We start from the raw sequence: 20,591 nt of genomic DNA, 5'->3' as shown, positions 1-20,591 counted from the left end.
GTCATCCGTCTTTACTGTCACCTTGATTTTGGGTGAACGACACGTGGCGAACCTGTGTACCGGGTTTTTTCGAGGCCCGTTCCTGTGCCGGTTCGCTATTCGGCGTTGTGCTGTTAACCGTTTGTTGCCCTTGGGTTGGGCCGAGCAACGGAATGGCTTCCTAGCGTCTTCCGTGTGCCAGCAAGTGCAACGCAGACCCTGCGAGTCGCCGTCCTCGCGGATTCCGACACCCGGTGGAAATGGGGTTCGCTCACCGCGAATCGCATCGCTCCACCGAATTCGGACATCTCTTTGGACGGGTACCTCCTGCGGGGTCGTGCCACCCCAACAGCCCGCCAGCTGAAGGAAGTCGGCGTCACCGCGGACTCCCTCCGCGAGGTGACCGCCGTCGAGTTCCTGCGTGCCATGGAGCAGGAGCCGTACGACATTCTCGTGCTCTCCCTCGTCGGCGGCGGGGTCCAGGCGATGCTGCACGGTCTGGCACGGGCCTGGCACGGACGCGCCGAGCGGCCCGTCGTCGTCACCGGCTATGTCGGAGTCGTCTACGAGAAGCTCGCGGACGGCCTGCTGCTGCGGCACGGCGCGGACCTCGTCCTCGCCAACTCCCGCCAGGACGCGGACCGTTTCCGCGAGGTCTACGACGGGGTCGGCGCCGACTCCTCCGCGGTCACCGAGGTCGCCCTGCCGTTCCTCGGCGGGGACACCTACACCGGCGAACACGACCCGTACACCGTCGTGTTCGCGGTGCAGCCCTCGGTGCCCGACAACCGCAGGGACCGCGACTACCTCCTCAACCGGGCCATCCAGCACGCCCGTTTCCACCCGAACCGCGAGGTGCTGCTCAAGCTGCGCTCCAAGCCCGGCGAACACACCACGCACATCGAGGAGTTGCCCTACCAGAAGCTGGTCCAGGGCAAGGACCTGCCCGCCAACTTCAGCCTCGTGTACGGGCACATGGGCGAAGTCCTCGACCGCACCGACCTCCTGGTGACCATCAGCTCGACGGCCGCCCTGGAGTCCCTGCACCGCCGTATCCCCACCGTCGTGCTGACCGACCTCGGCATCCGCGAGGGACTCGGCAACCACCACTTCGTCGGCTCCGGATGCCTCGCCTCCTGGGAGCAGCTCGACGCCGGGTACAAGCCGGTGCCGGACGCGGAGTGGGTCGCCCGGCAGGGCGTCCTGGCCGACGGCTCGTACGACACGGCCTTCGACGCGGCCCGCGAGCGCATCACCAAGCTGCTGGCCGGCGACGAGATGCCCGCCCTCACCCCCTACTACACGCCCGAGACCGCCCCCGGCTATCTGCCCGGCATCCTCGCCCGCCACCACCTCGGCCCGGACGGCACCCCGCTGCCCGGCGCCCCGGCCGCCGACAAGGCGCCCGGGCCCGTCCGGCAGATCGTGCGCCGAGCCGCGCGCGGCGCCTACCGCCACGGAGTGCAGCGCGTGGCGCCCGTCATCCGCCGGATGGGGGAGCTGTGAACGTCAGGATTCCCGCTCAAGGAGTAGAGCCCATGTCCAACCCGCAAGCGGGCCAAGGCGCTTCGATGCGCCGGGTGCTCGCGGTGATCCCCGCACGCGGCGGCTCCAAGGGCGTCCCCGCCAAGAACCTCGCGCCCGTCGGCGGAGTGCCGCTGGTGGCCCGCGCGGTGCGCGAGTGCCGCGCCAGCCGACTGGTCACGGACGTCGTGGTCTCCACGGACGACCAGGCCATCGCCGCCGCCGCCCGCCAGGCCGGCGCCGAGGTCGTGCTGCGCCCCGCCGCCATCGCCGGCGACACCGCGACCTCCGAGGCCGCCGTCCTGCACGCCATGGACGCCCACGAGGCGCTGCACGGCGCGGCCGTGGACGTCGTCCTGCTCGTGCAGTGCACCAGCCCCTTCATCGTCCGCGAGGACGTCGACGGCATCGTCGACGCGATCGTCGCGAACGGCGCCGACACCGCGCACACCGTCGCCCCCTTCCACGGCTTCGTGTGGCGCGACGCCGACGACGAGGCGACCACGGTCGTCGAGCCGACCGCCACCGGACAGGTCGGCGGCGCCACCAAGGTCGCCAACCCCCCTGTCACCAGCGGCGGTTACGGCGTCAACCACGACAAGTCCTTCCGCCCGCGCCGCCAGGACCGCCCCCAGGACTTCCTGGAGACCGGCGCCGTCTACGGCATGGACGCGGCCGGCTTCCGCAAGGTCGGCCACCGCTTCTTCGGCCGCACCGAACTCGTACGGACCGACCCCGCCCGGGTGTTGGAGATCGACGATCCCCACGAGCTGGCCAGGGCACGGGCGTTGGCCCCGCTGTTCGACGCGGACCGCCCCGGTTCGCTCCCGACCGCCGACGACATCGACGCGGTCGTACTCGACTTCGACGGCACCCAGACCGACGACAGGGTGCTGATCGATTCCGACGGACGGGAGTTCGTCTCCGTGCACCGCGGAGACGGACTCGGCATCGCGGCCCTCCGCAAGAGCGGCCTGAAGATGCTCGTCCTGTCCTCGGAGCAGAACCCGGTCGTCGCCGCCCGGGCCCGGAAGCTCCAGCTCCCGGTCCTGCACGGCATCGACCGGAAGGACCTCGCACTGAAGCAGTGGTGCGAGGAGCAGGGCATCGCGCCGGAGCGCGTGCTCTACGTCGGCAACGACGTCAACGACCTCCCGTGCTTCGCCCTCGTGGGCTGGCCCGTGGCGGTCGCGAGCGCCCACGACGTCGTACGCGGCGCCGCACGCGCGGTCACCACCGTGCCCGGTGGCGACGGCGCTGTCCGAGAGATCGCCAGCTGGATCCTCGGCCCCTCTCTCGATTCCCTCACCAAGTAAGGAAACCCGCTGTCATGAGCAACAACTCCCGTCTGCGCCAGTTCGGTTCGAAGACCGCAGGCCCCGGCCACCCCGTCTACGTCGTCGGCGAGATCGGCATCAACCACAACGGCGAGCTGGAGAACGCGTTCAAGCTGATCGACGCCGCCGCCGAGGCCGGCTGCGACGCCGTCAAGTTCCAGAAGCGCACCCCGGAGATCTGCACCCCGCGCGACCAGTGGGACATCGAGCGCGACACCCCCTGGGGCCGCATGACCTACATCGACTACCGCCACCGTGTGGAGTTCGGTGAGGACGAGTACCGCCAGATCGACGAGTACGCCAAGTCGAAGAACATCGACTGGTTCGCCTCCCCGTGGGACACCGAGGCCGTCGCCTTCCTGGAGAAGTTCGACGTCCCCGCCCACAAGGTCGCCTCCGCCTCCCTCACGGACGACGAGCTGCTCCGCTCGCTCCGCGCCACCGGCCGTACGGTCATCCTCTCCACCGGCATGTCGACGCCGAAGCAGATCCGCCACGCGGTCGAGGTCCTCGGCTCGGACAACATCCTGATGTGCCACGCCACGTCGACCTACCCCGCGCAGGCCGAGGAGCTCAACCTCCGCGTCATCAACACCCTCCAGGCCGAGTACCCCAACGTCCCGATCGGCTACTCCGGCCACGAGACGGGCCTGCAGACCACCCTCGCAGCGGTCGCGCTCGGCGCCACCTTCGTCGAGCGTCACATCACCCTCGACCGCGCCATGTGGGGCTCCGACCAGGCCGCCTCCGTCGAGCCGCAGGGCCTGACCCGCCTCGTCCGCGACATCCGCACCATCGAGGCCTCCCTCGGCGACGGCGTCAAGAAGGTCTACGAGTCGGAGCTCGGCCCGATGAAGAAGCTGCGCCGCGTCACCGGCGTGGTCGCCGAGGCGGAGATCGCCGCGGCGGCGGGCGAGCCGGTCTCGGTCTGAGTCCGAGTGGTCTGAGTCCGAACCATCAAGCGCCAGCGTCACTTACGGTCACGGGACGGTCGTACGACAATGAGCCCCCACGCCGGCAAAGCCGGCCTCACCCCCCACACTCTCGCGTTCGTGGAGAGTCCGGTACAGCTGCTGAACGTGCTGGAGTGGGCGCACCTGCGTGCGCCCAGGGCCGAGGAGGCACCCGGCGGGGGGCTGACCCTCGTGGTCCTGTCACCGACCGACCCGATGACCCGCGGCCAGCTGCGCCGCATGGCGGACCTCGCCCGCGACGAGGGCCACACCGTGCGCTGGGAGGAGGCCCGGGGCGGACCCGCGGCCCCCTTCCAGACCATCGGCGGCCTGACCCGGCTGCTGCGCAAGGCGGACCGGATCGTCATGGGCGACCCGTTCTCGCGCTACGTACAACTCCTGCTCACCATCACCAGGGCACGTGACCTGGTGGTGGTCGACGACGGCACGGCCACGATGGAGTTCGTGGCCCAACTCGCCAGCGGCGAACGCCTGGTCCGCTGGCACCGCAAGGGCGGCCGACCGGGCCCGCGCGACCTGATCTTCGCCCCGGTCTCCTCCTCGGCCCGCCGCCGCCTGACCCCCAGCCCCCGCCGCAAGGTGGAGATCTTCTCCTCCATGCCGATCGAGGAGACTCCCGAGGGCGTCACGATCACGGCGAACGAGTTCGCCTGGACCCGCGCCACCTTCGGCCCGCCCCGCATCACGAAGGGCGCCGACATGGTCGGCACGTCCCTCGTCGAAACGGGCGTGGTCGACGCCGACCGCTACGTGGAGGCGGTCACCGCCCTAGCCAAGACCCACGGCGCGACGCGGTACTTCGCGCATCGCCGCGAATCCACGGAGAAACTCCACCGGTTGGCGGTCGAGACGGGCCTGGAGATCGTCCGCCCGGACCTCCCGCTGGAGTTGATCGCCCGGCGGGGTCCCATCGGCCGTACGATTCTCAGCTTCCCGTCGACGGTCGTCCACACGCTTCCCCTGGCCCTGGTGGGCACGGAGGTCCGCGTCGCGGTCTGCGACATCGACCCGGCCTGGCTGACGGAGAACGCCTCGCCCCGTGCACAGGGGTTCCTGTCGGGGGTCACGGGGACGGCGAAGGACGTGCATCGGTTGTCGGCGGTGACGGCGGCGTAGCCGCGGGCTTGCCGGCCAGCACGAAGGCCCGCGGCCGCTTCTGCTCGCCCTGGGGCTTGCGGAGGATCTCGGCGTGCAGGGGCAGGCCCGCGTCCGTGAGAAACGAGGCGACCCTGGCCGGAGTGCGGAAGTAGTAGTCCAGGGAGATGTCCTGGCCGTAGCGCTCCGACAGATGCAGGTGTTCGTCGTCGGCGGCCTGGAAACCGAGCAGGACGTGGCCGCCCGGCCGCAGGGCCCGGTGGAACTCGGCGAAGACACCGGGCAGGCGGTCGTCCGGGATGTGGATCGTCGAGTACAGGGCGACGACGCCGCCGAGTGCTCCGTCCGGTACGTCCAGGGCCGTCATCGAGCCCACCTCGAACCGGAGCCGGGGATGCGCCTCGCGGGCCAGCGCCACCATGCGGGGCGAGATGTCGATGCCGAAGGCCGGGACGCCCAGGTCGTTCAGTCGTGCCGTGACGTAGCCGGGGCCGCTGCCCACGTCGGCCACCGGTGCCTCACCGCCCGCACGGACCAGGTCGGCGAAGGCGGTCAGCACGGAGCGGTCCAGGGGGCTCTCGGCGAGGCTGTCGGGATGCTCGGCGCTGTACGCGGGCGCGATCGCGTCGTAGGAGGAGCGGGTGGCCTCTATGAAGTCCGCGGCGAGATCCGCGTTCGGGTCGGTCACGTCGGCGGACCCTACCAACGGCTCGCGGCCCGGGGATCCGCTTCCCGCCAGGACCCGCTCCGGACACGTTGTGTAGCCGTGGCGTCGCGTGGTGGTGAGGATTCCGCGATACGGACGGTTCAAGCTGTGCTGTGGTGGGGCGTGGTATCCCAGAAGAAGCGGGAAGCATACCCATCTCCGCGAGCGGCTATGCGGCCGACGGTCAGATTTTCTTCGACTAACGGGTTGAACTTTTGTTGATCGAGGGTCAGTTGACCACCCGGGCGCCCTACCCTTCAGAGGGTGAAGCAATTGATGTCACCAGAGTCCGAGGAATCCGAGGCAGGGTCCGAGGCCGAATCCGTCGGGAATGTGCTCCCGGGCACCCTGCCGGAGGCCCTGCGGGCCGAACTCGTCGCGTTCCGCCGGGACTTGCACATGCATCCCGAGCTGGGCAATCAGGAGTTCCGGACCACCGCCGCGATCAAGGCCCGGCTGGAGCAGGCCGGTCTCGAACCGCGTGTGCTCGCCGTCGGAACCGGCCTCGTCTGTGACATCGGGCCGCGCGACAGCGGGGTACCCATGCTCGCGCTGCGCGCCGACATCGACGCCCTGCCCATCCCGGACACGAAGCGTGACTGCGCGTACCGCTCCACCGTGCCCGACCGCGCCCACGCCTGCGGTCACGACGTGCACACCACCGTGGTGCTCGGCGCCGGCCTCGTACTGGCCCGGCTGCACGAGCAGGGGCTGCTGCCTCGGCCGGTGCGGCTGCTCTTCCAGCCCGCGGAGGAGATCCTCCCGGGCGGTGCCGCCGACGCCATCGAGTGCGGGGTGCTGGAGGGGGTCGGCCGGATCATCGCCGTGCACTGCGATCCCAAGGTCGACAGCGGGAAGATCGGCTTGCGCGTGGGGCCCATCACCTCCGCCTGCGACCGGCTCGAAGTCTCCCTCGACGGGCCCGGCGGGCACACCGCCCGGCCGCATCTCACCACCGACCTCGTCACCGCCGCCGCCCGCGTCGCCACCGACGTGCCCGCGCTCGTCGCCCGGCGGATGGACGCGCGGAGTGGCGTGTCCGTGACCTGGGGACGGATCGAATCCGGCCACGCCCCCAACGTCATCCCCCAGCACGCCGAACTGTCCGGCACCGTGCGGTGTCTCGATCTCGACGCCTGGCGGCGGGCGCCCGACATCGTGCACGCGGCGATCGACGAGGTCGCCGGGCTGCACCGGGCCAAGACGGTGATCGACTACGTGCGCGGGGTGCCGCCCGTCGTCAACGACGCGCTGGTCACCGAGTTGCTGCGGGACGCCATGGTCGCCCGGCGCGGTCCCCTCTCCGTCGAGGACACCGAGCAGAGCCTGGGCGGCGAGGACTTCTCCTGGTATCTGGAGCACGTGCCCGGCGCCATGGCCCGGCTCGGGGTGCGCACCCCGGGGGAGCGGACCGTGCGCGACCTCCACCAGGGCGACTTCGACGCCGACGAGTCCGCGATCACGGCCGGCGTGGAGCTGTTCACCGCCGCCGCGCTGATCGACGCGGCTCTCTGAGCACGACGGGGGACGTGGAGGCGCCCGTTCGGTACCCCTACGTCCCCTTGTGTCACCCGGGTGTAACCACCGGCGCGTGAACGTAACGCGGCGGCGGCACGATCCGGTAACGGCAAGGAGAAACCCCGTTCCCCTCCTCGTCTACGCGCGTTACTGTGCGCGGAAATCGCCACAGAGGCGGCGCGTTGGGGAAGCGGTCCGGTGACGGTGCCGTGAGGACGAAGGAGTGCTTGCTGTGCGTCATACATCTCGGAGGACGAAGTTCTCCCAAGCCGCGGTGGCCGTCACGGTCATCGCCCTCGCCGCCACCGCCTGCGGCGGCTCCAGCAAGGATGCCAACAAGGCCAGCGACAGTTCGTCGTCCTCGTCCGGCAAGTACACCGGCAAGGGCATCGGCCTCGCCTACGACGTCGGCGGCAAGGGCGACCAGTCCTTCAACGACGCGGCCTACGCCGGTTTCCAGAAGGCCGAGAAGGAGTTCAACCTCACCGGCCGCGACATCGAGCCGCAGGACGGCGAGTCCGACGCGGACAAGGTGCAGCGCCTGGAGCAGCTCGCGCAGGCCGGCTACAACCCGGTGATCGGTGTCGGCTTCGCCTATGCGCCCGCCGTCAAGGAGGCCGCCGCGAAGTTCCCGAACATCACGTTCGGCATCATCGACGACGAGCAGGACAAGGCCGCCAACGTGGCCGACCTCGTCTTCCACGAGGAGCAGTCCTCGTACCTGGCGGGCGTCGCCGCGGCCAAGGCCACCAAGAAGAACCACATCGGCTTCATCGGCGGCGTCGACGTCCCGCTGATCCACAAGTTCGAGGCCGGGTTCGACCAGGGTGCCAAGTCGGTCAACCCGAGCATCAAGATCGAGTCGCAGTACCTGACGCAGACCGCTGCCGAGGGCGGCTTCTCCAGCCCCGACAAGGGCAAGGACGCGGCCAGCGGCCAGATCGAGGCGGGCGCGGACGTCATCTACGCCGCCGCCGGTCTCTCCGGGCAGGGCGTCATCTCCGAGGCCTCCGCCAAGGGCGTGTGGGCCATCGGAGTGGACTCCGACCAGTACGAGCAGAAGGCGCTCGCCAAGTACAAGGACTCGATCCTGGGCTCGGCGCTGAAGAACGTCGGCGGCGCGGTCTACGACCTGGTGAAGTCCGTGTACGAGGGCAAGCCCAAGACCGGCGTGATCCGCTACGGCCTCGACAACGACGGTGTCGGCTTCTCCGACACCAACCCGAAGTACAAGGCCATGACCGCCGCCGTGGCCGCGGTGGACAAGGCCAAGCAGGACATCATCGACGGCAAGGTCACGGTCGCCACCACGACCAAGTGAGGGTGACACCGCCCTTCTGACGCCGACACCGGGGAGCCCCGGGACCGAAACGGTCCCGGGGCTCCCCGTGTTCTCCGTGTCCGTTCCTCCGTGTCCGCCATCCGGGTGCTTGGCGTTTGGCAAAGGTTCAAAACGGTCGGATAACGCTCTGGCAAGTTGGGGTTCTCCACCATGTCTACGCGCGTTACTCTGCGACGGAACCAGCGCCTGGTTGGGGCGCTTGCACGAAGGAGTCTCGTTCCATGCGCCGGGTGTCCCGTATCGCCGTTGCAGGCGTTGCAACCGCAGCACTTGCCGTCACCGTCTCCGCCTGTGGCAGCTCGTCCAGCTCGTCCACCAGCAGCAGTAGCAGCAGCGGCACCTCCAAGGGTATTGGCCTCGCCTACGACGTCGGCGGCAAGGGCGACCAGTCCTTCAACGACGCCGCGTACGCGGGCTTCACCAAGGCCGAGAAGGACTTCGGCGTCAGCGGCCGCGACGTGGAGCCGCAGGACGGCGAGTCCGACGCGGACAAGGTGCAGCGCCTGGAGACGCTGGCCCGCTCCGGCTACAACCCGGTGATCGGCGTCGGCTTCGCCTACGCGCCCGCCGTCAAGGAAGCCGCCGCGAAGTTCCCGAAGATCACCTTCGGCATCATCGACGACAACACCATCGTCGCCGACAACGTCGCCGACATGGTCTTCCACGAGGAGCAGTCCTCCTACCTGGCCGGCGTCACCGCCGCGCTCACCACGAAGACCAACACCGTCGGCTTCGTCGGCGGCGTGGACGTCCCGCTGATCCACAAGTTCGAGGCCGGCTTCGCCCAGGGTGTCGCCGACACCAAGAAGGGCGTGAAGGTCAAGGCGCAGTACCTGACCCAGACCGCGGCCGAGGGCGGCTTCTCCAGCCCCGACAAGGGCGAGAGCGCGGCCGAGGGCCAGATCGAGGCCGGCGCGGACGTCGTCTACGCCGCCGCGGGCCTCTCCGGCCAGGGCGTCATCAAGGCCGCCGCCGCGCACAAGGTGTGGGCGATCGGCGTCGACTCCGACCAGTACAACCAGAAGGCGCTCGCCGCCTACAAGCCGTACATCCTCACCTCGGCCCTGAAGAACGTGCAGGGCGCGGTCTACGACCTCGCCAAGTCGGTCATCAAGGACAAGAAGCCGCTCAGCGGCGAGATCCGCGGCTCGCTGAGCAACGGCGGCGTCGGCCTGGCCGACTCCAACCCGACGTTCAAGAACAACGCCACCCTCCAGGCCGCCCTCAAGAAGGCCGAGGCCGGCATCAAGGACGGCTCGATCACGGTCAAGACCTCCTGAACCAGCGGTCGTAGGCCGGTTACGACCATGGCCAAAAGAGCGCTGTAATGGCAGCGTTACGGCCACGGAACGGGGCGTGGGGAGGATGGCTCGCCACGCCCCGTTCGCGCGGCAGAATGCTCGGAACTGATCGGATGCCAAACAAAGCCGGTCAGGTCCGGGCACTATTTAAAGCAGGGGCGCTACGCGCGTAGAGAGGCCCCTTTCCACGAGGAGAGTTCGCCATCGACGCGTCCAGCAGCCCTCCGCTCACCGCACAGTCGACCGCGGTCGAGCTGGCGGGGATCACCAAGCGCTTCCCCGGTGTCGTGGCCAACCACGACATCCACCTCACTGTCCGAAAAGGCACCGTGCACGCCCTCGTCGGCGAGAACGGCGCCGGCAAGTCGACCCTGATGAAGATCCTCTACGGCATGCAGAAGCCGGACGAGGGCACCATCGCCGTCGACGGCGAGCAGGTCACCTTCTCGTCGCCCGCCGACGCCATCGCCCGCGGCATCGGCATGGTCCACCAGCACTTCATGCTCGCCGACAACCTCACCGTCCTGGAGAACGTCGTCCTGGGCAGCGAGAAGCTCTACGGCATCGGCGGCGGCGCCCGCAAGAAGATCAAGGAGATCTCCGACCGCTACGGCCTGAACGTCCGCCCGGACGTCCTCGTCGAGAGCCTCGGTGTCGCCGAGCGCCAGCGCGTCGAGATCCTCAAGGTCCTCTACCGCGGCGCCCGCACCCTGATCCTGGACGAGCCCACCGCCGTCCTGGTCCCGCAGGAGGTCGACGCCCTCTTCAGCAACCTGCGCGAGCTGAAGTCCGAGGGCCTCGCCGTCATCTTCATCTCGCACAAGCTGGGCGAGGTGCTGTCCGTCGCCGACGAGATCACCGTCATCCGGCGCGGTACGACGGTCGGCACGGCCGTCCCCGCCGAGACGACCTCCCGGCAGCTCGCCGAGATGATGGTCGGCAGCGAACTCCCCACCCCCGAGACCGCCGAGTCGACGGTCACCGACCAGCCCGTCATCGAGGTCAACAACCTCACCGTGTACGCCGCCGGCGCCTCCCTCGGCGCCGAGTCGGAGCCCACCGCCGGGGGACTCCTCGGCGACGCGGCCGTCGCGGGCGGCGCCGCCAAACGCGTCCTGGACGACGTCACCTTCACCATCCACGCCGGTGAGGTCATGGGCATCGCCGGTGTCGAGGGCAACGGCCAGACCGAGCTGATCGACGCGCTGATCGGCCTGAAGAACGCCGACTCCGGCACCATCGGCTTCCTCGGCGACGACATCACCCCCTGGGCCACCCGCCGCCGCCGCGAACACGGCATCGGCTACATCCCCGAGGACCGCCACCGCCACGGCCTCCTCCTGGAAGCCCCGCTGTGGGAGAACCGCATCCTCGGCCACGTCACCGAGAAGCCCAACGCCAAGGGCGTCTGGCTCGACATCAAGGGCGCCCAGGAGGACACCCGCCGGATCGTCGAGGAGTACGACGTCCGCACCCCCGGCATCGACGTCACCGCCGCCTCCCTCTCCGGCGGCAACCAGCAGAAGCTGATCGTCGGCCGCGAGATGAGCCACAAGCCGAAGTTCCTCATCGCCGCCCACCCCACCCGCGGTGTGGACGTCGGCGCGCAGGCCGCGATCTGGGACCAGATCCGCGCCGCCCGCCGCGAGGGCCTCGCCGTCCTGCTGATCTCCGCCGACCTCGACGAGCTGATCGGCCTGTCGGACACCCTGCGCGTGATCTACGACGGCAGGCTGGTCGCCGACGCCGACCCGGCCACCGTCACCCCCGAGGAACTCGGCTCGGCCATGACCGGCGCCGCGTCCGGTCACCTCGAACACGTCGAGGAAGAAGCAGACGGCGCGGAGAGCACCGTAGAAAACGGCGCGCAGAGCACCGTAGAGAACACGGACGACACCGCCGCCCCGGAGGACGAGGCCCGATGAAGAAGTTCGACAAGGAGCGGCTGCTCCTCGCCGTGGCCGGCCCGGTCATGGCGCTTGTCGCGGCGATCCTGCTGACCTCGGTCGTGCTGCTCGCCTCGGGCAAGAACCCGATCGAGCCGTACCACCTGATGCTCCAGCAGATCGGGTACTCGGACGTCCAGGTGCTGATCATCAACCAGGCGTCGATGTACTACATCGCCGCCCTGGCGGTCGCCCTCGGCTTCCGGATGAACCTGTTCAACATCGGCGTCGACGGCCAGTACCGGCTCGGCGCCGTGATGACCGCGGTCGTCGGCGCCCACGTCGGCCTGCCGGCCGTCCTCCAGGTGCCGCTGCTGCTCCTGGTCGCGATCCTCACCGGCGCCTTCTGGGCCGGGATCGCGGGCCTCCTGAAGGTCACCCGCGGGGTCAGCGAGGTCGTCGCCACGATCATGCTGAACGCCATCGCGACCAGCCTGATCCTCTACCTCACGCAGACCAACACGTGGGGCGTCCAGGTCGGCAACAACATGACGACCGGCATCATGAAGAAGTCCGGCTGGATCCCCGGCATCGACATGGGCGCGGACACCGGCGAGATCTACGGCCTGGTCTTCCTCGCCGTGATCATGGGTGTCCTGTACTGGCTCGTCCTCAACCGCACCCGCTTCGGCTTCGACCTGCGCGCCACCGGCGAGTCCGAGACCGCGGCCGCCGCCTCCGGTGTCGACGCCAAGCGCATGACGCTCACCGCGATGCTGATCTCCGGCGGTGTCGCCGGTCTCGCGGGTCTGCCGCTGCTGCTCGGCGACAGCCACACCTACAGCCTCACCTTCCCCGAGGGCCTCGGCTTCACCGCCATCGGCATCGCCCTGCTGGGCCGCAACAACCCCGGTGGCATCGCGCTGGCCGCCCTCCTGTGGGCCTTCCTCGACAAGGCGTCGCCCGCCCTCGACTACGCGACCCCGGTGGCGTACGAGAAGGAGATCGCGACGATCATGCAGGGCCTGATCGTGTTCGCGGTCGTCATCTCCTACGAGGTCGTCCGCACCTGGGGCCTGCGCCGCCAGCAGAGCCGTGTCGGCGCCGAACTCGCCGCCGCCGCCCGGAACAACTCCGAGAAGAAGGAGGTGGCGGCCCGATGAGTACCGCGACCATCGCCAAGCCGCAGGCGAAGCAGCCCGGCAAGGGCGGACGCCGATTCTCCCTCCCCGTGCTCCTGCTGATCATCGCGGGCGCGCTGATCCTCACCTCGATCGTCCGCCTCATCACCGGCGCGGACGGCATCACCTCCACCGGCCAGATGTCCACGGCCCTCAGGGCGGCCGTGCCGATCGGCCTCGCCGGTCTCGGCGGTCTGTGGGCCGAGCGCGCGGGCGTCGTCAACATCGGCCTCGAAGGCATGATGATCCTCGGCACCTGGTTCGGCGCCTGGGCCGGATACCAGTGGGGCCCCTGGACCGGTGTCGTCTTCGGCATCCTCGGCGGCTGCCTCGGCGCCGTCCTGCACGCCGTCGCCACCGTGACGTTCAACGTCAACCACATCGTCTCCGGTGTCGCCATCAACATCCTGGCGCTCGGCGTCACCCGCTATCTGTCGAAGTTCACCTTCGCCGACACCTCCGAGGGCTCCGCGAAGCAGTCCCCACCGATCGACTCGCTCGGCAACTTCGACATCCCCGGCCTCTCCAGCTGGCTGGACACGCTCAACGGCAAGCACTGGTTCCTGATCTCCGACATCGCCGGTCTCGTCGGCGGTCTGGTCACCAACCTGTCGCCGCTCACCGTCATCGCGGTCGCCCTCGTCCCCGCCACCTGGTGGGTCCTGTGGCGCACCGCCTTCGGCCTGCGCCTGCGTTCCTGTGGCGAGAACCCGGTGGCCGCCGAGTCCCTCGGCGTCAACGTCTACAAGTACAAGTACCTCGCCGTGATCATCTCCGGCGGCTTCGCCGGCCTCGGCGGCGCCTTCCTGTCGATCGTCGCCTCGAACGTCTACCTCGACGGCCAGACCGGCGGCCGGGGTTACATCGGCCTCGCCTCGATGATCTTCGGCAACTGGATGCCGGGCGGACTCGCCCTCGGCGCGGGCCTGTTCGGCTACACCGACAGCCTCAACCTGCGCGGCGGTGCCACCAACGTCCACGCGCTGATCCTGCTCCTCGGCTTCCTGCTGGTCGCCGGCGTCGGCTACCTGGTGTGGAAGAAGCGGTACGTCCCGGCCGGCATCACCGCCGTCATCGCGGCCCTGATGTTCGTCTGGTACGCCACCACCGACCAGGTCCCGACCCAACTGGTCGGCGCCAGCCCGTACATCGTCACCCTGCTGGTCCTCTCGCTGTCCGCACAGCATCTGCGGATGCCGAAGGCGGACGGCCTGCCGTACCGGAAGGGACAGGGCAAGTGACCTCGCCCGCCGCCGAGTTGGCCGTCGACTGGGACGAACTGCGCGCCGAGGCGCGGGAGGCGATGTCCCACGCCTACGCGCCGTACTCGGGCTACCCCGTCGGGGTCGCGGCCCGGGTCGACGACGGCCGCACGGTCTCCGGCTGCAACGTGGAGAACGCGTCCTACGGCCTCGGCCTGTGCGCGGAGTGCGGGCTCGTGTCCGACCTCCAGCGCACCGGCGGCGGCCGGCTGACGCACTTCACCTGCGTCGACGGCAAGGGCGACATCCTCGTCCCGTGCGGTCGCTGCCGCCAGCTGCTGTACGAGTTCGGCGGTCCCGGTCTGCTGGTGGAGACACCGGCGGGCGTCCTGCCGCTCTCGGAGATGCTCCCGCAGGCCTTCGGGCCGGACCATCTCACCAGGTAACTCCCGTGCGCCCCCTCTGAGTTGACTCCTGTGACTCGGAGGGGGCCGCGCATTTTTCTGAACGCCCGGAAGGAAAGCCAAGCCATGACGCAAGTGTCGATGGATGCCATCTCCGTCATCCGTACCAAGCGGGACCGCGGTGAACTGAGCGACGAGCAGATCGACTGGGTCATCGACGCGTACACCCGCGGGGAGGTGGCCGACTACCAGATGGCCGCCCTCAACATGGCGATCCTGCTCAACGGCATGAACCGTTCCGAGATCGCCCGCTGGACCGCCGCGATGATCGCCTCCGGCGAGCGCATGGACTTCTCGTCCCTCTCCCGCCCGACCGCCGACAAGCACTCCACGGGCGGCGTCGGCGACAAGATCACCCTCCCGCTGGCCCCCCTCGTCGCCGCCTGCGGCGCGGCCGTCCCGCAGCTCTCCGGCCGCGGCCTCGGCCACACCGGCGGCACCCTCGACAAGCTGGAGTCGATCCCCGGCTGGCGCGCGCTGCTCTCCAACGAGGAGATGCTGTCGGTCCTGGAGGGCACCGGAGCGGTGATCTGCGCGGCGGGCGACGGCCTGGCCCCCGCCGACAAGAAGCTCTACGCCCTGCGTGACGTCACGGGCACGGTGGAGGCGATCCCCCTGATCGCCTCCTCCATCATGTCGAAGAAGATCGCCGAGGGCACCGGCTCCCTGGTCCTGGACGTGAAGGTCGGCACCGGCGCGTTCATGAAGACGATCGAGGACGCGCGTGAACTGGCGTCCACGATGGTCGGGTTGGGCACCGACCACGGCGTGAAGACGGTCGCGCTCCTGACGGACATGTCGACCCCCCTCGGCCTGACGGCGGGCAACGCCCTCGAAGTCCGGGAATCCGTCGAGGTGTTGGCGGGCGGCGGCCCGTCGGACGTGGTGGAACTGACCATCGCCCTGGCCCGCGAGATGCTCGACGCGGCGGGTGTGAAGGACGCCGACCCGGCGAAGGCCCTGGCCGACGGTTCCGCGATGGACGTCTGGCGCCGGATGATCGCGGCCCAGGGCGGCGACCCCGACGCGGAGTTGCCGGTGGCCCGCGAGCAGCACGTGGTGAAGGCCGCGTCCTCCGGCGTCCTCACCCGCCTCGACGCCTACGACATCGGCATCGCCGCCTGGCGCCTCGGCGCGGGGCGTGCGCGCAAGGAGGACCCGGTGCAGGCGGGCGCGGGAGTGGAGATGCACGCCAAGCCGGGCGACGCGGTGACGGCGGGCCAGCCCCTGCTGACCCTGCACACCGACACCCCGGAGCGCTTCGCGTACGCCCTGGAGGCGGTCGAGGGCTCGTACGACATCGGCGCCGCTGGCACTTCGTTCACGGCTTCGCCGGTGGTGCTGGAGCGCATCGCCTGACCGGTCTTCGGGGAAGTGGGGGAAGGGCCGGGGCTTTCAAGTCCCGGCCCCTCCCGCTTACTTGGGCCCCGGACCTACTTCTTCAGATGCCGGGCGTAGAACCGGAAAGCGTCCTCCGACTCGAACGCCGGGGTGCCGGTGTGGCCGCCCATGTTGGCGTGCAGGGTCTTCTCCTGGGTGCCGAAGGAGTCGAACAGGTCCAGGGCCCGCTGCCGGGGGTTGCCTTCGTCGTCCCACTGGAGCAGGAGCAGCAGCGGGATGGTGACCTGCTTGGCTTCGTCGCGCTGGGCGCGGGGGACGTAGCCCCCGGCGAAGAAGCCCGCCGCCGTGATGCGCGGTTCGGTCACCGCGAGGCGGATGCCGAGGGCGGTCCACCCCGAGTAGCCGATCGGGCCGCCGACCTCGGGCAGTGCGAGGACGGTGTCGAGAGTGGTCAGCCATTCCGGGGCCGCGTTCTCGACCAGCGGGCCGACCAGGGACTCGAAGATCTTGTCGGCCGGCTCACCGGCCCGCATCGCCCGGCCGAGGTCGGCGCGAAGCTCCGCGTCGGCGGCGGAACGAGGACGGTCGCCGCAGCCCGCGGCGTCGATGGTGACCGCCGCGTAGCCGGCCGCCGCGGTGGCCCGGGCCCGGGCGATCAGCCGGGGCTGCGACTTGGGCAGGCCGTTGTTGTGGGCGATGAGGATCAGGGGGGCCGGTGCGGTGGAGTCGGGCGTCCACAGGGTGCCGGGGATCTCGCCGAGGATGAATTCGCGTTCGAGGACGCCGTCGTCGAGGCGTTGCTCGGAAGTGAACCGCAGGGTCGTGTCCATGGTCGTGCCTTTCGGGAGTACGCAGAACGGCGCTCCCGGACGACCTATCGCCCGACCGTGACCCCGGAGGAGAGCACCCATGTCGTTGATGTGTTCACGGGTACCACCTCCTCGTTCTCTCGCACGGCCACGGGAAAGGTAGCAGCGGGCGTAATCCTCCGCCAACGGGTTTTGTGCCCGGCGGTTTCGCGACGGCTTTCGGGTCGCCTCACCCGAGCAGCGCCGCGATCACCACCAGCACCGGCACCGACAGGATCGTCGACAGCAGGATCGAGTCCCGGGCCAGCCCCTCGCCCACGCGATAGCGGCTCGCGTACGTGTACAGGTTCTGCGCACCGGGCAGTGCCGACGTCACCACCACGTCGAGCAGCGCCGACCCGTGCAGGCCGAACCCCCCCACCGCCAGCGCCCAGGCGATCGCCGGCTGCCCCACCGACTTCAGGGCGACCGACAGCAGCACCGGCCACCGCTCAACACCGCGTGCGGGTACGGCACTTCCGCGCAGCGAGATACCGAAGCCGAGCAGTACGGCCGGTACGGCCATGTTGCCGATCAGGGTGAGCGGATCCATCACCGGGCCCGGGAGGTGAACGCCGGACGCGGCCACCGCGACCCCGGCGAGGGAGCCGACCGCGACCGGGTTGCGCACGGGTGTGAGCAGCCGTAGCCACCAGGGATCCTTGTCGCCCCGGTCCGACAGGTCGAGGATCGTGAGGGCGAGGGGGCTGACCACGACGAGCTGGAAGAGCATCACCGGTGCCACCAGCGAGGCGTTGCCCAGGACGTACACGGAGATCGGGATGCCGAGGTTGCCGGAGTTGACGTAGCTGGAACAGAGCGCGCCGATCGTCGTACGGCCCACTCCCCAGCCGCGGGCCACCCCCACCGCCACGAACACGCCCGCCACCGCCGTCGTGCTCAGCACGGTCACGAGCAGCCAGCTGGAGAAGACCACCGAGAGGTCGGCGCGCGCGAGGGTGGTGAACAGCAGGGCCGGGGACGCCACGTTGAAGGCCAGCCTGGTCAGGACGTCACGGCCGTTCTCGCCGAGGGAGCCGCGCAGGCCGAGCAGATAGCCGACGGCGATGACGACGCCGATGACCGCGAACCCGGTCAACACCCCCTGCACGGCGCCTCCTCGGCGGTCGCGGCTGCGGCGCGCGGGAGGGCGTCGGGTATCCAGGGCGGGGCTGATCCGTGGGGCATACAGCAAACCTAGGCGGTGGCCCCCGATGAGTTACGACCGCCCACCCGGTCTACCGATCGTGGACGCCATGACACCCGCTGTACTCGTGCCGAACCGCCCCGTCACCCGTGACGAGGTGGCGCGGCTCTGCGACGAGGTACGGCGGCTGCTGGAGACGACCGGTGCCGGGGTGGTGCTCGTCGTGGTCGAGACCCTGGGACCCGGGCCGCCCGGGCTCGGTACCGTCGATCTTCTGGCCCGCCTCGAACTGACCGCGCGGCGGGCCGGTGGCCGGATCAGGCTGCGCGGGCCCAGCCCCGGACTACGCGCCCTCCTCGATCTGGTCGGACTCCGCTTCGAGACGGAGGGGCAGGTCGAACAGCGGGAACCAGCGCTTGGTGTCCAGGAAGAAGTGGAACCCGGTGAGCCTGCCGTCTGAGATCTCCAGAACCTGGACCGACCAGGGGCTGAAGCCGCCCGCCTCCGGGTCCGGCTTGTACTGGGCGAAGCCCGGCAGGCCGTTCACCTCCACCGGGATCAGACGGGAGCCCTCGCAGGCGGCGCCGAGCGTCGTCATGAAGCCCGTGATGTCGTCGTGGCCGGTCAGCCACAGGTCGAACGGCGGCATCGTCATGATGGCGTCCTCGTGCAGCAGCGCCGTCAGGGCCGCCATGTCGTAGCCCTCGAAGGCCGCGACATACCGCTCCAGCAGCTTCTTCTGCTCCTCGTCGAGGGGATCGGAGACGGCAGCGTCGGCCGCCTTCTCGTCCCGCTCGGCGAGGGTGGCGCGGGCCCGCTGCAACGCGCTGTTCACCGACGCGACCGTGGTGCCCAGCAGTTCGGCGACCTCGTTGGCCCGCCAGGCCAGCACCTCGCGCAGGATCAGCACCGCCCTTTGTTTGGGCGGCAGTTGCTGCAGGGCGGCCATGAACGCGAGCCGCACCGACTCCTTGGCGACCGCGGCCTCCGCAGGGTCGAGGACCGACGGCAGCACCCGCGCGTCCGGCATCGGCTCCAGCCAGGTGTTGTCCGGGCGGGGCGACAGCGCGGCCTGCGCGAGCGGGGTGGAGTCGCTGAGGTCGACGGGCCGCGCCCGCTTGTTGCCCGCGGACAGCATGTCCAGGCAGACGTTGGTCGCGATCCGGTACAGCCAGGACCGCAGACTGGACCGCCCCTCGAACTTGTCGTAGCTCCGCCAGGCGCGGACCATCGTGTCCTGCACCGCGTCCTCGGCCTCGAAGGAGGAGCCGAGCATGCGGTAGCAGTACCCGGTCAGCTCGACGCGGTGTTTCTCCAGCCTGACGTCGAGGTCTGTCGTCGTCGCGGTGCCGTCGCTCATGGTCTCGCCCACCCACCCCTGTGGCCGTTCTTCCCTTACCCCGCAACGTAGCGCAGCCCACTGACAATGGCGCGAGGAGTGGATGAACGTGCAGGTCAGAAGGGGTTTCTTTACAGGGTCGGGGCGACTGGGGCGCGCTCAGGCCGGGGCGAGGGCCCGCTCCACCCGCGCCGCCCGCGACCCGAGCACCGTGATCGTCACGACTCCGAGCACCGCCAGGACGCCCACGCCGACCGTGCCCGCCCAGCCGCCCGCGTGGAACGCCAGCGCGCCGACCGTACTGCCGGTGCTGGACCCGATGTAGTACGCGGACTGGTAGAGGGCGGAGGCCTGGGCGCGCCCGGTGGTGGCCGTCTTGCTGACCGCCGAGGACGCGACCGCGTGCCCCGCGAAGAAGCCCGCCGTGATCAGCACCAGACCGAGCAGCACCAGGGGCAGCGAGTCGGCGAGGGAGACCAGGAGACCGGTGGCCGTCGTACCGCCCGCCAGATACAGCGCCCCGCGCCGCCCGAGCCGACCCACCAACCGCCCTGCCGTGGACGCCGACACCGTCCCCACCAGGTACACCAGGAAGATCGAGCCGACGATGCCCTGGGGGAGGGAGAAGGGGGCCTCGGTGAGGCGGTAACCGATCACCGTGTAGACGCCGCCGAAGACCGTCATGAACAGGGCGCCGATCGCGTACAGCCGGCACAGCAGCGGGTTCGCGAGGTGCGCGCGGACCGTACGGGCCAGCACGCGCGGGCGCAACGAGCCCGGCGTGAAGTGCTTCGGGGCGGGGAGCAGGAGCCGGAAGGCGACCGCGCAGCCCACGGCGATCAGACCGATCACCCCTACGGCGACCCGCCAGCCCCACTCCTGCGCGACCCAGCCGGTGATGACCCGGCCGCTCATCCCGCCGACGCTGTTGCCCGCCACGAACAGGCCGATCGCCGTGACCAGTGCCTTCGGCCGGACCTCCTCCGCCAGATACGCCGTCGCCGACGCGGGCAGCCCGGCCAGCGCGGCACCCTGGAGGAACCGCAGCACCACCAGCGCGCCCAGCGACGGCGCGAACGGCACCAGGACGCCGATGCCCACCGCGACCACCAGCGACGCGGTCATGACCGTACGACGGCCGAAACGCTCCGACAGCGCGCTCATCGGCAGGACGAACAGCGCGAGTCCGCCGGTCGCCGCCGCCACCGTCCAGCTCGCCGCGCTCGCGCTCACGCCGAAACCGGAGGAGATCAGCGGCAGCAGGGCCTGCGTGGAGTACAGCAGCGCGAAGGTCGCCACACCCGCGAGGAAGAGCGCGAAGCTCATCCGGCGATAACCGGGACCACCGGGCGTCAGCCGTGAGTCGGGAGCGGGAGCGGGAGCGGGGGAGGGGACGGGGACGGGGAC

The 20,591-nt window shown here is 70.0% G+C and carries 18 protein-coding genes; 13 read left to right on the top strand and 5 right to left on the bottom strand.

Going from position 1 to position 20,591, the window contains the following annotated elements; all coding sequences use genetic code 11:
- Positions 1-174: 174 nt before the first annotated feature.
- The 4 genes from JHN45_RS43340 (at position 175) to JHN45_RS43325 (ending at position 4,930) form a co-directional block, all read left to right on the top strand.
- A complete protein-coding gene (locus tag JHN45_RS43340) occupies positions 175-1,485 on the top strand; it encodes a DUF6716 putative glycosyltransferase (protein ID WP_201054831.1) in 1,311 nt (436 codons plus the stop codon).
- A 32-nt stretch (positions 1,486-1,517) separates the two neighbouring features.
- Positions 1,518-2,819, top strand: a complete 1,302-nt coding sequence (locus JHN45_RS43335; protein WP_201054830.1) for an N-acylneuraminate cytidylyltransferase — start codon at positions 1,518-1,520, stop codon at positions 2,817-2,819.
- A 14-nt stretch (positions 2,820-2,833) separates the two neighbouring features.
- Positions 2,834-3,772 carry an N-acetylneuraminate synthase family protein gene (locus JHN45_RS43330; protein WP_200712809.1) on the top strand — a complete coding sequence of 313 codons (939 nt, stop codon included), beginning with the start codon at positions 2,834-2,836 and terminating at the stop codon, positions 3,770-3,772.
- A gap of 69 nt (positions 3,773-3,841) precedes the next feature.
- Positions 3,842-4,930, top strand: a complete 1,089-nt coding sequence (locus JHN45_RS43325; RefSeq protein ID WP_200712808.1) for a hypothetical protein — start codon at positions 3,842-3,844, stop codon at positions 4,928-4,930.
- Here JHN45_RS43325 and JHN45_RS43320 read toward each other — a convergent pair.
- Positions 4,878-5,597, bottom strand: coding sequence for a class I SAM-dependent methyltransferase (locus JHN45_RS43320; protein ID WP_201054829.1), 720 nt, complete (start codon positions 5,595-5,597; stop codon positions 4,878-4,880). The two genes, JHN45_RS43325 and JHN45_RS43320, sit on opposite strands and share 53 nt — an antisense overlap.
- Positions 5,598-5,891: 294 nt before the next feature.
- Here JHN45_RS43320 and JHN45_RS43315 point away from each other — a divergent pair, with 294 nt between their 5' ends.
- From JHN45_RS43315 to JHN45_RS43280, 8 genes are all read left to right on the top strand, one after another.
- Positions 5,892-7,130: an amidohydrolase gene (locus JHN45_RS43315; RefSeq protein ID WP_201054828.1), complete on the top strand. Its 1,239-nt coding sequence runs from the start codon at positions 5,892-5,894 to the stop codon at positions 7,128-7,130.
- A gap of 277 nt (positions 7,131-7,407) precedes the next feature.
- Positions 7,408-8,454, top strand: a complete 1,047-nt coding sequence (locus tag JHN45_RS43310) for a BMP family protein (RefSeq protein WP_200712820.1) — start codon at positions 7,408-7,410, stop codon at positions 8,452-8,454.
- Between the two features lie 242 nt (positions 8,455-8,696).
- The gene (locus JHN45_RS43305; RefSeq protein ID WP_201054827.1) at positions 8,697-9,755 is read left to right on the top strand and encodes a BMP family protein; all 1,059 of its coding nucleotides are present in this window, start codon (positions 8,697-8,699) and stop codon (positions 9,753-9,755) included.
- Between the two features lie 224 nt (positions 9,756-9,979).
- Entirely contained in the window at positions 9,980-11,701 is a 1,722-nt protein-coding gene (locus tag JHN45_RS43300) for an ABC transporter ATP-binding protein (RefSeq protein ID WP_307783355.1), read from the top strand.
- Entirely contained in the window at positions 11,698-12,825 is a 1,128-nt protein-coding gene (locus JHN45_RS43295) for an ABC transporter permease (protein WP_200712804.1), read from the top strand. The genes JHN45_RS43300 and JHN45_RS43295 overlap by 4 nt, the downstream gene beginning before the upstream one ends.
- A complete protein-coding gene (locus tag JHN45_RS43290) occupies positions 12,822-14,084 on the top strand; it encodes an ABC transporter permease (protein ID WP_200712803.1) in 1,263 nt (420 codons plus the stop codon). The genes JHN45_RS43295 and JHN45_RS43290 overlap by 4 nt, the downstream gene beginning before the upstream one ends.
- Entirely contained in the window at positions 14,081-14,491 is a 411-nt protein-coding gene (locus JHN45_RS43285; protein WP_200712802.1) for a cytidine deaminase, read from the top strand. Before JHN45_RS43290 ends, JHN45_RS43285 begins: the two co-directional genes overlap by 4 nt.
- A 93-nt stretch (positions 14,492-14,584) precedes the next feature.
- Positions 14,585-15,868 (top strand): thymidine phosphorylase, encoded by a 1,284-nt coding sequence (locus JHN45_RS43280; RefSeq protein WP_201054836.1) that lies wholly within the window; start codon positions 14,585-14,587, stop codon positions 15,866-15,868.
- 74 nt (positions 15,869-15,942) lie between these two features.
- Here JHN45_RS43280 and JHN45_RS43275 read toward each other — a convergent pair whose 3' ends face one another.
- Both JHN45_RS43275 and JHN45_RS43270 read right to left on the bottom strand, forming a co-directional pair.
- Entirely contained in the window at positions 15,943-16,680 is a 738-nt protein-coding gene (locus JHN45_RS43275; RefSeq protein WP_236584738.1) for an alpha/beta hydrolase, read from the bottom strand.
- A 208-nt stretch (positions 16,681-16,888) separates the two neighbouring features.
- Positions 16,889-17,809 (bottom strand): AEC family transporter, encoded by a 921-nt coding sequence (locus JHN45_RS43270; RefSeq protein WP_201054826.1) that lies wholly within the window; start codon positions 17,807-17,809, stop codon positions 16,889-16,891.
- Positions 17,810-17,954: 145 nt separating this feature from the next.
- On the opposite strand from JHN45_RS43270, the gene JHN45_RS43265 reads away from it, so the two are divergent.
- Complete coding sequence (locus JHN45_RS43265) at positions 17,955-18,305, top strand: STAS domain-containing protein (RefSeq protein WP_234468581.1); 351 nt, start codon at positions 17,955-17,957, stop codon at positions 18,303-18,305.
- Here JHN45_RS43265 and JHN45_RS43260 read toward each other — a convergent pair.
- On the bottom strand, positions 18,189-19,205 hold the full coding sequence (locus tag JHN45_RS43260; protein WP_200712799.1) for a sigma-70 family RNA polymerase sigma factor: 1,017 nt from the start codon (positions 19,203-19,205) through the stop codon (positions 18,189-18,191). The two genes, JHN45_RS43265 and JHN45_RS43260, sit on opposite strands and share 117 nt — an antisense overlap.
- A 138-nt stretch (positions 19,206-19,343) precedes the next feature.
- The gene (locus JHN45_RS43255) at positions 19,344-20,540 is read right to left on the bottom strand and encodes an MFS transporter (protein ID WP_236584740.1); all 1,197 of its coding nucleotides are present in this window, start codon (positions 20,538-20,540) and stop codon (positions 19,344-19,346) included.
- Positions 20,541-20,591: the final 51 nt, after the last annotated feature.

It is taken from the genome of Streptomyces sp. MBT53, assembly GCF_016654115.1.
Taxonomy (GTDB): Bacteria; Actinomycetota; Actinomycetes; order Streptomycetales; family Streptomycetaceae; genus Streptomyces.
The sequence above is the reverse complement of the archived record's forward strand: the minus strand, read 5'-3'. Positions and strand labels throughout refer to the sequence as shown.